This is a genomic window from Solibacillus sp. FSL W7-1324, assembly GCF_038008025.1.
GTDB lineage: Bacteria > Bacillota > Bacilli > Bacillales_A > Planococcaceae > Solibacillus.
On sequence record NZ_JBBOYH010000002.1, the window covers coordinates 122,801 to 134,784 of the forward strand.

The following is an 11,984-nucleotide window of genomic DNA, read 5'->3' on the forward strand; positions in this document are numbered from 1 at the left end:
TTTACAAATCCTCCCAGTGTAATAAATGATTATTTTTAATATGGATAGCATGTTGATAATAATCCGTAGCTTGTTTATATTTACTTTTTTCTTTTAGTATTTCAGCAATTTTTATTCCGTATTTATATACATGACGATAATCTTTATTATCTTCAAAGTATTTCATAGCATTATCAATAAATTTTAAATCATTAAATTGAAGAAAAAGTTGTTGGTACACTTTAAAGTGATAAAAGTATGGTTTTAAATTATCATCTTCACCAACAAGTAGTAAACCTTTTTCTATCCATTCTTCTAATAGAGTGTAGTCTTTTTTACGCGAATAAATTTGAATAATAGAAAAGATTGTTAGCACCTTTTCCCTGACATTTTCCTTTAAATCTAAACTATTCATATGGTATTCCAATGAAGTACTTAAATTTCCTAGAGCAGCATTAACTGAACCCAGATTTTGATAAATAATAGCCTTTAGCTTTTCATAATTGGAGTTCTCTGAAATTTTTAAAGCTTGATTGAAATTTTCTTTTGCTTTATTTAAATTTTGAAGACGTTGAAAAGCTATCCCTTCAACCATTAAACATTCAATTATTCTTGGAAATATAACAGCATTTTGAAAGTAAGTTGTCGCATAGCTAACAATCTCAACAGCATTCAATAGCTGACTATTAGATAATTTTGCTAAAGAGTTCATATATGCCAAATCCGCTTTTTCATAGTCATCAAAGTGACTTTCAGGAAAAATAAGGTTTGCTTCATCAAAGAACTTACTAGATATAGCATATTCAGATTTATTGAAATGATAAATGCCTATACATTTTTTTAATAAATACTTTTGAGAAGCGTTAAGACTCCCTTCTTGTTCCGTAATTAAAGAGATAAATTTATCAACTTCTTCATTGTATTTCTTTATCGTTAATAGTAAATAAAGTAATACTAAATTGTAATCATAATAAGACTTGTTTGAAAGGTATAATGTTTGATTCTGCATTAAATAATCATATTTTTCTTGTGCAAAACTGATTGTGCGTAGTTTTATTGCTTCACTATATATTTCTAATAACACCCCCCTTCGTATTTCGATTAAAACATATATTGGAAAAAATTAAACGTGATAGGGGATGTTCATATGAAAAACAAATTAAAACAATTACTAATTGCAACAGCATTTGGTGTAGGAATTTTAGGAGCTAGTTATGGATTAATGCCAGCAGATGCTGTAGAAGCTGGTTGTCATGGTAGCTATGCTAATGGTTCTGGTGATATTGTACCTTGCGGAAACTAGGATTATCTAAAATTAGCTGAAACATAGTTTTCTTATAGAAATAATTGAATAGAATAGTGAGTTTTAAAAGACTAAATTATATTTATTTTCTGATTCTAAACCTTTAAAATAAAAGATGACTTATAAAAATAAGTAAGGAGCATTCCTGTTAGAAAGATTTTCGGGGACTTGAAAACAAAAAAGCCCTCTTGTATGATGCTTGAGTGTCAACGGTCATTGACTCATACATCTACAGAGAGGACTACATTCCAATGAATTTTAATACGAATGAGAAAATTAATCAAGTTTCTGAAAATACTCTAGTTATCGGCATCGACATTGCTAAACATAAACATTATGCTTGTGCAATTGATGATCGAGGTCGAGTGCTCCAAAAATCATTTCCAATCGTGCAATCACGTATTGGTTTTGAAAACCTTTATGAACGCCTAATGGCGCTTAAAGCAGCTTATGATAAACACGAAATTCTCGTTGGGTTCGAGCCAACAGGTCACTACTGGATGAACTTAGCTGCGTTTTTAACGAACTATGGAATTCCGTTCGTAATGGTTAATCCAATGCACGTTAATCGCTCGAAGGAATTAGATGACAACCTACAAACGAAGAATGACCAAAAGGATGCGCTAGTCATTGCTCGCCTCATGAGAGACGGTCGTTTCAGCTATCCCCGACATCTTGAAGGAATCGAGGCTGAGTTACGAAATGGATCGACATTACGTTCAAAGATTCAAGAAGATTTAAATGCTCTACAAAATCGCATTATTCGTTGGCTGGATCGCTTTTTCCCAGAATTCACACAAGTGTTTAAAAGCTTTGGGAAAATGGCGTATGCGGTGCTTGAAATGACACCGTTGCCAACAGATATTGTAGGCAAATCACCAGAAGAATTACTATTTTTATATCGCCAGGTAGACGGTATGAAATGCCCGCAGCTACCAAAGGCAAAGCAATTAGTCGAGGTTGCAGAAAGCTCAATTGGACTGACAGAAGGTTTAGTGATGGCCAAATTTGAAATCGCCACGCTTCTTTCACAGCACAAAATGATGCAAGCTCAACTTGATGAATTAACAGCTCAGCTCGTAGAGCTAGCCAAACAAATGACGGAATATGAATATTTAGCATCGGTACCTGGAATCGGGGATGTCACGATTGTCGATTTACTATCAGAGGTTGGTTCTTTAGCGCAATATACACATCCACGCCAATTAATTAAACTAGCGGGACTCACATTGCGTGAAAACTCTTCTGGTCAGCAAAAGGGACAAAAACGGATTTCTAAACGAGGTAGAAGAAAACTTCGTGCCCTTCTCTTCCGAGTCATGATGCCTTTAATCTTGCATAATCCAGCGTTTAAACAATTACATGAATATTACACTACACGCACCATCAATCCGCTCCGTAAGAAGCAATCGATTGTCGTGCTATGCGGGAAATTACTGAAGATTTTACATGCCCTGTGCAAAAAGAAAACAACGTTTAATGAACACCAAATGATGACCGATTTCGCAAGTCTTCAAACGGCTGCCTAAGCGTACCTACACAAAAGTTTAAACAAGAAGATGATACGGAGAAGCCGGCACTATTTATCCCATTAGACCGTGAGATTTAAGAAACGAGTCCCCTAAGGAGCATCGCCAGCCTCTGCCTTATGAATAGACCGAACGAAGGAATGTACGCGCAATCAGACGCCTAGAGACATGGGAGGGTCCGTCATCATAAGCAACGCAGAGATCCAAAAGTGCATCGATATACGACATTGGATCAGGATAGTCATTACCAATAAATGGCTCATCCTTTAGCGAAGCGTTCGGACGTGATGTTAAAAAAATCAAGAATTACAAAATAACGATAGATGTATATGTCAAAAAATATTTTTTGGACGCTTAAAAATGGCGTAAGCCATTGATATATCAACATTTATAGAGGGAGTGATTAGATGTCATATTTAAAATTTGAAATAGATGGACCGTTAAAAAAGGAGTTATCACCTCGTGAAATTGATATTCTTCAAACAACATTTTTAAATTTAGCTGCTATGACAAATGCTTTAATTACAGGTAAAGGGGTGATGTTAAATCCTCCTGATGAAGGGAAATTAGGGGTTACACTTGCCTTTTCAGAAAAGCTTTTATCGAAAAAAGAGAATGAATTAAGCGAGGCATTATTAAAAAAAATAAATAATTTTTTACAAATGTCCAAACTAGAATTATCAGCTCATTTGACTAATTCTATTAAAGTTAAGTAGTTAAAAAAGTCTGGGTAAATGTATGATGTTATGAAGCTCAAACAGAAATTATCAGGCATTTAGGTTTTAATAAAAAATTCTACATCTAATAATTGTAAAGAATAGTAGCGTGGCCGAAATACAAGACATTTAAATATTAACCTTAATTCATTTATATACAAATAATTGTGCACAAATTTTTTGGGGAAACTCCTATAGGTTGTCAGTTGATTTTAATCAATCTTTTTATTAAAAATCTTTGTTATCAAAAATTAAACTTACACGTTTTGATTAATCTCTATTCAAAACGTTTAGGTTTTTTTTATAAAATCAACGTTTGTAGCCTACTTATAATCAAACTTTATTGCAAACCAACACTTTTATTTTCTTTTGTAATGTTTCGTAAGAGTTTAATGGTTCTCCAAAATACATTTCCTGTTTTAATAAGCTAAAGAAGTTCTCCATGACCGCGTTGTCTGCGCATGTTGCTTTCCGAGACATGCTTTGAAAAATCCTGTTCTGCCTTAATGTTCTCACCCATGTATTATGTTGATAGTGCCATCCTTGATCGGAATGAATTGTTGTCCTATATACTGCACGCTTTTGAATAATTGGAAGTGCTTGTCTAAGTGAATCTAACACAAAATCTAGGCTCGGCCGTTTTGACATACTAAACCCAATAATCTCACCATTATATAAATCCATGATCGGACTTAAATATAATTTTTCATCACTTCTATGGTTATTCTACGGCTCAGCTTGATTGCCTGTAGTAATACGATTTTTACCGTTGTTTTTAGAGTAGTACATACGCTCGTCAGCAACTTTAATAATTTGGTCCGGCGACATTTCCTGTCCGTTTAATAAAGCCACACCAATACTTAATGTTACTTCCACCTCTTTACGCACTCGATCTAAAATCTTTTTAGCCAGCGCTTCAGTACGAACTTCCTTACTTACAAGTGCAACTAATTCCTCGCCACCATAACGAACGCCCCAAGCTGTCGCCCCTACTTCTTGTCGCATAATATCGCCAATCTTTTTCAATACAAGATCGCCGTAATCATGCCCTTTTGTATCGTTTAATTTCTTGAAGTTATCAATGTCAATGAAGATAACACCTACTTCACGATTCTTTTCAATCAGCTTTTCTAATTGTTTGAACATCCAGCGACGATTGAATAAACCGGTTAAGGCATCGGTTACTACGTTATTCCCAACATGACGTAGCATACTGATGATGGTTTCTAAGTGCGCCATTTTTAATGTAATTAAGTAAACGATCATCACGAAGCTGGCAAGCTCTACTGATTTTAATAACAGAGCAATAAATGAAATCATCATAGCGACACCTAAAATGTGCGCTGCAGCTCCTTTTTCTTTCCCTTTAATCATGAAAAGATATAAAGCCAGACAGAACGCACCACCGTAGTTCGCAAATGGAATTACAAGCATTACCGCGAATACGCCCATTACAATATCAACTTTGCTATCAGCTTTAATTGTCGTACCCACACCAATCATAGCCGCGCCCAATGCGATAAATCCTATAGCTATTACATTGGAAAATACCTCTAACTCAATGCCAAATGTTCCAACAGCTATGATAACAAACCCTGCAATTGCCAAGATTGTATCTAGTTGTGCCATGCTGCTGCTAACCTTTTTGCTTATACTAATTTTTTCGAATACGAAAATGGCACTTAAAATTAATAATGTTAGTGTCATATTGTTTAATCTCCTATGTTTAATCAACCGCGTTCTACATACATCGTGAAACCTCTCAGAAGCCTGTATTTAGCGTTGTTTGTATTTGTGATATAAAAGTATCCTAAAGACACCATTATTCGCTTATAATCAGGACAAAAACCCTCCCTAATATGAATAGAGAGGGTCTGTACTATTAATGAGTAACGCTAGATGAAAAATCGAGTTCAACTGACTGATTGGCGTGATAGTAAATCATATCGCCTTCATTAACTGCGAAATCGTAACCGTAGCCGTCAGTAAATTGCGTTTTTCCACCTTCCATTCGCCATTGACTCATGTATTTAGCTTTTGTATAGCTTAAATAAAGATTTGCTGTGTCGCCCTCATTGATCGTTTGCACATCGAAGTTTACGACAATGTAGCCATTTTTAAGGAAAATACTATGTGTATCGTCAACTGCCCCTACTGTTGCTAAATTAGAACCTTTCGGGATTGCATATGTCTTTGAAGGTAAGCTGTACTCGCCGTACCACGTTTGCTCTTTAGTTACTAAGTCTGGTTTCGGAACCATCGTAGCTGATGCTCCGACCACATTTTCATTTGGTCCTCGGAAAGTACGAAGTTTCCAATTTAGTAATTGCCAAGCGTAAGGTCCAGTTTGCACCGCTTCTTTAGACATTTTTCTCATATAGTGAGTAGCAAAGCCTGTACGGAAATAATCTTGTGCAATTTCTTTTAATCCGTAACGCTCTGCATTATCAAAGTATTGGTAGGCATTGTTTGTTAGCTCATTGTTTGGCACAAAGCGACTTGTTTCATTTAACGCGACTTCACGATAAATGTTGTCCTCTGTTGAGCCAACTTTTACAAAAATGTTGCGGTTATCGTTGTAATATAAATCTACTTCCTGGCGATTGCGTCCATCGTTACTTACAAAGAAGAACGTTGGCTTAATGCGAATCGCGTCTGTATTGGATTGCATATCACCTTTTGTTTTCACATCGAATTTGAACGTATAACCTAATTTAACAGCATTGTTAATTAAACCGTTCGTATTACTCGCGTGTGATAAAGGTAAAGTGAATGGCTCAACATTTCCTCTATTAGCACCGTCAATGTTTTTTAAGCCAACATTGAATTTGTTGCCAGTAGGCGTTAAGTTATCCATCTGTCTAAACATGTACTGCCAATTGTGATCCGTTACATCGGTAATTTGTAAGTCATATAAGCGACCTACAACATCGACTGTTAATGAATCTGTTGCAGTATGCGCGGCTGATGGATGCCCTTCAACGTTGCCATTTGGAATCGTCTTATTGGCTTCTTTTTCTTCCATACCGTTACTAGCAGGTGCGTTTTCTGCGATAGCCTTAAATTCTACTTTATAGCGTCCTTCCGTTACCCACACCGGCATGAAGAATTTCGCCTCTTGCATATCTACAGGTACTTTAATCCACGTATTCGAAGGGTAATAGCTTTGTTTCGTTTCAGAATAAACATCGAATGGGAATTTCACCATTTTCTCTTTAATCCATTTTTGATAATCACGTTTGCCATAACCAGGTATATTTCGATGCTGTCCTATTGTTGGCATCTTAACAGTAAATTGACGGTCTAAAATTAATGCCGCTATTTCTGTATCTGAATTAACCGGCGTTGAACGTAATGGCGGATTAATTCGTTGGTCATGCTCTTTGTCGTCAGAAGTTGATGCATATATAACTGTCGGTGTGTGTACCGTTACATCATTAACTCCAAAATTAAAACTCTTATTAGATGCGCCGCCCAAAGAGAACACTAAACTATAATTAAATCGTCCTGTACTTGGAGCACGTAAGTAGTTTGTTTTTGTTCGGTCAATTGTTAAATTACTGCGTTTTGCTGTTACACGACTTGGCATTGGTGTGTTCGATGGAGTCGGACCATTTGATGTTGTCATGGCATCCGACATTAAAGTACTACCTTTAAATGTAACTGAATCATTTTTCACATCCGGTTGACCAATAGCCGCTTCGGCAGCTCCTTTTGCTTCTCCTGAGATGTCCGGCGGTGATGGTTTTGTTTTACCTCCATCTACTGTAGTAGCAGGTAAAACAATTTCAGGACATGGTTTAGGGAATACATGATTTTCTATAACACTACTATGTCTTGCATTTGCCGTCACTGACAGGGAAACAGGAACATTTTGAGAACCATTCGGTAGCGCGTAGTTTGTAAAGTCTGCAGAAGCAGCTTTCCACACATCGTATCTAGGTGATTCCCAGTAAGAGAAATTGCGTTGAATACCATTTACAGTAGTCTCAACGGTTACCTTTTCACTTTTCGGTATATTTTCCTTTTTTTGATCTTTCCCTGTACCTGTTATTTTTTCTTCCGTCCACTTTAATGTTACTTCCTTTTTGGCGTTAATGCCGCTATATGTAACTTTACCGGTCTTTTGTTGGAATTGTTGGTCAAATAGATATTCTTCTGTACTTGCCTCAACAGTTAAGTTTTCCGATGTTGGAATACCTTGTACGGCATCAAATTCGCCTGTACTTGAATAAATTGAGCCATTCGGTGATGCTTGTAAATAACTCCGGTTCATTGATGAAGCATTTGAAGCACTAAAATCAATTGTACATACACCGCCCGTAGTTGGTGGTGGTGTTGGAGGTGGTCCACAATCTTCCTTACATTCAATATCTACTTGTAAAGTAACATCAAGGAATACTTCATTATCATAGTACAAAATAAACATATTCCCCGTTTGAGGATTGGTTTTGCCTGATTCTGGACTATAAAGACCACCAACTGGTAGTTGCCATTTACGAATACGTGCGTCTCTTGAATCAGATGTTGTTTTTAAGACCTTCTCACTTTTATTCATTGATGCTAGTTTTGCTTTTAAATCCGCATCAAACAAATGCTCCATTTCAGCTAAGCCATTTTTTACTTCATCTAAAGAGTACCATTCGTTGATATATCCATTTGTTGTACCTTCAGCAACTGAATCACTCCAAGCGTTTCCCATATATTTTTTATAATCAAGGGCCCAACCTGTATGTTGTTTTATAGATGGGTCCCCACTTATTTTTTTCGAATATAGTTCTTGAATGTAAGTACCAACTGCATTCGGATTTCGAGTATAAATATCATAAATCGATTCTTTGCCGTAAGGTGTATTAAAAATTTTAGGGTCATCGTCTAAACGTATACCCTTAATAGAATATTGTTTAAATTTTTTGCCGTTTTTCTCAACTATTTCATAGGTAACAGATGGATTAGGTGCAGGAATTAAATGGTCATATGCATTCGACCATTCATCCGCTTGAACCACTTTAGGTATTAATAAAGTAGATAGAAACAGGAATAAAATACTTAATATTATTCCTGCCTTTCTAAAATCAATTTTAAACATTATCTAGTTCTCTCAACCTTATGGTATGAACCTGTGTTGAGTTTTTCATTGTACTTATAGTAAATGGCCATCTTGTTACCTTTATAAACCGCGCCTGTACTTTGAACATAATTGAAGATTTTAGTCATGTCAGCAGTTGAAACACCTTCACGTTGAGCAAAAGCCTCTATAAATTCTTCTTTCGCCACAAACGTAGGCATTGCTGTATTACTATCTGCTTTTAAAAATTCTTTATACATCGCCAATTGTTGTGCCTGGAACGTAGATAGTTCATCTGTCGATAAATTACCTACTTTCGGTGTTTTTTGGTTTGCTAAAATATCAGCATATTTATCACTATATTTCTCATATTCAGACGCTGGCGTTTTTTCTAAGCTCAATTCATAAGGATTATAGCCAGTCGTTGGGATTTCAATAACTCCCTCTTCTTTTGGCAATTCAATTGGTTTTGCCTCAAAGTTTGGATCAATATTAATTGAACGGTGCATAAATACCGCGAATTGTTGACGTGTTAATGATTCAGTCGGACGGAATGTTGCATCTTCTAAGTAACCTGTTGTAATGCCATTTGAATAGAGAGCACGTACATAATCACGTGTTTCCGCGTCGCCCTCAATTGTGTCAGCAAAATCGTATTCAGCTTTGATTTTTACATCGAAACCGACAACTAGGATTTTTGCCATTTCCGCGCGGCTAATCGGCTTATTCGGATTTAACTTACCGTTAGCATCCGGTTTTAATAAGTCAGCTTTTAATAAAGCGACAGCAGCATCGTAGTGATCACTCTTTGGTGTTACATCACTTGGGATTTTCACGTTAGGTTTAACCACCGGTAATTTTTCACCCATATAGCGATAAACTAAAGTTGCCACCTGATAACGGGTAATGGCATTTCCGCCTCGGAATGTATTATCGTCATAACCTTTAATAATTCCTTCTGCAGCCATTGAATGAATAATGTCGTAGTTTACATTTTTCGTTGTTACGTCTTTAAATATTTTCTTATAGGTAGCGGCTTCAACTTCGTGAGTTGTTCCATCGATCGGCATTACGATTGCCGGTGTTGCGATTGATAATGCGATTGCTGATAATAGTAATTTGTTTTTCATAATTGTTTCCTCCAAGAAGTAAGTTGTATTTGTTATATCGTCATAATAACAACTCATTTGAAATCATTCAAAAAAGCTAGTGAACTAGTCCAGTAACAACTTCGCATTAATTGAGTGTGGATTGATCCAATCACCCGTCAACAATTGCACTTCATTTTGTCGTACGTTCATATAAGGCATAATTTCACCTTTCGTTGCACGTAAGACATAATCATTTTCTAAATGGCATAAGCCATCTTCCTGTATGAGCATTTCCCCCATTACGAATGTAATCGGCATTGAACTATGAATGTATTCTTTATCACCTACTTTATAAAGGATTTCAGTTTCATTAATGCGACACATATCTCTTACCTTTAATTTAGTGCCACTTTTAAGCTTTCTGATGATGAAACCGTTGCGGGAGCAAGTTAGGACCGAATCGGTTAAAGCTGTTATCAGACCGTAGCTAATATCGTAATGACTGCTGTTTAATTCCGTAACATAACGACCTTCCCCAATATTGGCCCAAATCCCATCTTCAACACCAAATAAATTTAATGTGGTATTTATTTTGATGAAGTCCTTGCTCTTAACAAACTCACCGTCTTTCTTCCTATATATAGACGCTTGAAGTTTTGTGGTTATTTTACCTAACGGAATATTGACCCGCAGTTTTTCAATTTTCAATTCTCCCATATAATCCACTTCCTTTTTATTGCACAGCCGGATTTAAGCATGAAAGCTCTTGATAACCGCGCGCTGCTGCATCTTTCTTTGAACTAAATACTTCGGTAGGCGTTGCTGCTACATCACAGGATGAACGCCAGAATTTATGCTCTCCGCCAACCATGCCGGCGTAAATACGGTCCGTGTAGTTAATGCGTGAGCCAACAAAGGCATATTTTTGATATTCATAGTTATCAAACTTCGACGGATAACCCTGGAAGAAAGCTAGAATCGAAATATCATCGACGGTGTTGTACCATTCCTCATTGTCGATTAGCGGTAGTGCAAATGTATAAGTAACGTCTAATTGCTTCGCATATACGTTATGTTCATTAATGTAATACGCGATCTGCTCTTGAACGGTATCTACAATTGTTTGGCGACGTACTGTTTCAAATTTTTTCGCATCTTCTAAAAAATCGATTGTCAGTAATGAATCCTTTAACAATTCCTGACGCGTACCCTCTACCCATTCCTGTAATTGCACATCGTACACGACTAAATCATCGTCAACCGTAAAGTTGATAATGTTTCCTTCTTCATCACGATAAACAAATGGAACTTTAGGTAGCCATGTTCGCTCAGTTACTTTATTACCCTGAGCATCTTTTTTCTCTTGATAAACGTTTAACATAAGACCGTCGAAATCAACGATAGCGAAAACAGGTATGTAATGTTCCATACGGTTAATTGTGTATTTATCAGTTGAACCAAAGTTTTTAGCGAGAGTTTTTACAAACGCTTCATACGCAGGCTGGAAGTCCGTAGGCAGTATTTTATAAGAATCATAACCATTTTCAATGTGTGGAATCGCATTGACACGCAATATGTTAATGGCGTCTTGTGCTGCAGTCGTCATATTTAATTCGAATTTATGGTTTAGTTCTGTTGTTTCTTTGGCGTAGCTATATTTGAACTCTACATACAGCAATGGCACAGTGAAGATAACAAGGAACAAAATAATGTAATGGCTTAACTTCATAATTAATCATTCCAATCTTCGTTCAAAATCATCCCGCCATATGGGAAATAAATCGTTGTATCATTTGTGCCTGCTTTCCCACCTGTTAGCATACTAAGTAGCATGGTAGACTGGAATTTCGTTTTATTTTGAACGGTTACAGTAAAGTAATCGTCCTTTTGCAATTTATACATGCGTTGGTTATAAGGAACGGATTCATCATATAAAACTTCGAATAATTGCTCTTTAAAATACTCGTCATATTGCACTTCATACTTACCTGTAAAACTTGCCGGTTCAATGGCCGTTCCGTTCGTATAAACAGGTTGGTACTTCTTTTGTTCATGTACTAATTCAATGTCGTATAGTACGTTGCTTCCTTGATGTAGCCCAAGCTCAAATTCTTCCCATTCTTTCGGTGTAATGTAGCCCTTTAAACGAACAGAATCTACAAACTTTGTCACTTCTTGATATGTATGTATATAAGCGAGGTCTTCTTGTTTCTTGTATTGCTGATACGTTACAAAGTAAAACATAACGAGCGCGGCTAATATGACCGCGAATATCTTACTTATGGCATTTGGCATTTA

At 36.4% G+C, this 11,984-nt stretch carries 10 protein-coding genes and 1 pseudogene; 3 read left to right on the forward strand and 8 right to left on the reverse strand.

Translation table 11 applies throughout. The annotated features are described in order from the left end of the window. Nucleotide 1: 1 nt before the first annotated feature. Nucleotides 2-1,063 carry a tetratricopeptide repeat protein gene (locus MKY71_RS19210; protein ID WP_340733757.1) on the reverse strand — a complete coding sequence of 354 codons (1,062 nt, stop codon included), beginning with the start codon at nt 1,061-1,063 and terminating at the stop codon, nt 2-4. Between the two features lie 63 nt (nt 1,064-1,126). Between MKY71_RS19210 and MKY71_RS19215 the strand changes: the two genes are divergently transcribed. From MKY71_RS19215 to MKY71_RS19225, 3 genes are all read left to right on the forward strand, one after another. Next, a complete protein-coding gene (locus MKY71_RS19215; protein WP_340733759.1) occupies nt 1,127-1,282 on the forward strand; it encodes a hypothetical protein in 156 nt (51 codons plus the stop codon). A 251-nt stretch (nt 1,283-1,533) separates the two neighbouring features. Beyond that, the gene (locus MKY71_RS19220) at nt 1,534-2,811 is read left to right on the forward strand and encodes an IS110 family transposase (RefSeq protein WP_340733760.1); all 1,278 of its coding nucleotides are present in this window, start codon (nt 1,534-1,536) and stop codon (nt 2,809-2,811) included. A gap of 407 nt (nt 2,812-3,218) precedes the next feature. Then, complete coding sequence (locus tag MKY71_RS19225) at nt 3,219-3,527, forward strand: hypothetical protein (protein WP_340733761.1); 309 nt, start codon at nt 3,219-3,221, stop codon at nt 3,525-3,527. 333 nt (nt 3,528-3,860) lie between these two features. Here MKY71_RS19225 and MKY71_RS19995 read toward each other — a convergent pair. From MKY71_RS19995 to MKY71_RS19255, 7 genes and pseudogenes are all read right to left on the reverse strand, one after another. Then, nucleotides 3,861-4,223: pseudogene (locus MKY71_RS19995) on the reverse strand (transposase); the annotation flags it as partial. A gap of 30 nt (nt 4,224-4,253) precedes the next feature. Beyond that, the gene (locus MKY71_RS19230) at nt 4,254-5,234 is read right to left on the reverse strand and encodes a GGDEF domain-containing protein (RefSeq protein WP_340733763.1); all 981 of its coding nucleotides are present in this window, start codon (nt 5,232-5,234) and stop codon (nt 4,254-4,256) included. Nucleotides 5,235-5,409: 175 nt separating this feature from the next. Next, nucleotides 5,410-8,616, reverse strand: coding sequence for a DUF5704 domain-containing protein (locus tag MKY71_RS19235; protein ID WP_340733764.1), 3,207 nt, complete (start codon nt 8,614-8,616; stop codon nt 5,410-5,412). Continuing rightward, complete coding sequence (locus MKY71_RS19240; RefSeq protein ID WP_340733765.1) at nt 8,616-9,725, reverse strand: S-layer homology domain-containing protein; 1,110 nt, start codon at nt 9,723-9,725, stop codon at nt 8,616-8,618. Before MKY71_RS19240 ends, MKY71_RS19235 begins: the two co-directional genes overlap by 1 nt. 84 nt (nt 9,726-9,809) lie before the next feature. After that, a complete protein-coding gene (locus tag MKY71_RS19245; RefSeq protein ID WP_340733766.1) occupies nt 9,810-10,403 on the reverse strand; it encodes a hypothetical protein in 594 nt (197 codons plus the stop codon). Between the two features lie 16 nt (nt 10,404-10,419). Next, nucleotides 10,420-11,415: a hypothetical protein gene (locus MKY71_RS19250; RefSeq protein ID WP_340733768.1), complete on the reverse strand. Its 996-nt coding sequence runs from the start codon at nt 11,413-11,415 to the stop codon at nt 10,420-10,422. Between the two features lie 2 nt (nt 11,416-11,417). Beyond that, on the reverse strand, nt 11,418-11,981 hold the full coding sequence (locus MKY71_RS19255; protein WP_340733769.1) for a hypothetical protein: 564 nt from the start codon (nt 11,979-11,981) through the stop codon (nt 11,418-11,420). Nucleotides 11,982-11,984 lie beyond the last annotated feature (3 nt).

Excerpts from the sequence above, each read along its gene's own strand:
- MKY71_RS19215 (WP_340733759.1), top strand. The coding sequence starts at position 1,127 with ATGAAAAACAAATTAAAACAATTACTAATTGCAACAGCATTTGGTGTA.
- MKY71_RS19220 (WP_340733760.1), top strand. The coding sequence starts at position 1,534 with ATGAATTTTAATACGAATGAGAAAATTAATCAAGTTTCTGAAAATACT.
- MKY71_RS19225 (WP_340733761.1), top strand. The coding sequence starts at position 3,219 with ATGTCATATTTAAAATTTGAAATAGATGGACCGTTAAAAAAGGAGTTA.
- MKY71_RS19230 (WP_340733763.1), bottom strand. The coding sequence starts at position 5,234 with ATGACACTAACATTATTAATTTTAAGTGCCATTTTCGTATTCGAAAAA.
- MKY71_RS19235 (WP_340733764.1), bottom strand. The coding sequence starts at position 8,616 with ATGTTTAAAATTGATTTTAGAAAGGCAGGAATAATATTAAGTATTTTA.
- MKY71_RS19240 (WP_340733765.1), bottom strand. The coding sequence starts at position 9,725 with ATGAAAAACAAATTACTATTATCAGCAATCGCATTATCAATCGCAACA.
- MKY71_RS19245 (WP_340733766.1), bottom strand. The coding sequence starts at position 10,403 with ATGGGAGAATTGAAAATTGAAAAACTGCGGGTCAATATTCCGTTAGGT.
- MKY71_RS19250 (WP_340733768.1), bottom strand. The coding sequence starts at position 11,415 with ATGAAGTTAAGCCATTACATTATTTTGTTCCTTGTTATCTTCACTGTG.
- MKY71_RS19255 (WP_340733769.1), bottom strand. The coding sequence starts at position 11,981 with ATGCCAAATGCCATAAGTAAGATATTCGCGGTCATATTAGCCGCGCTC.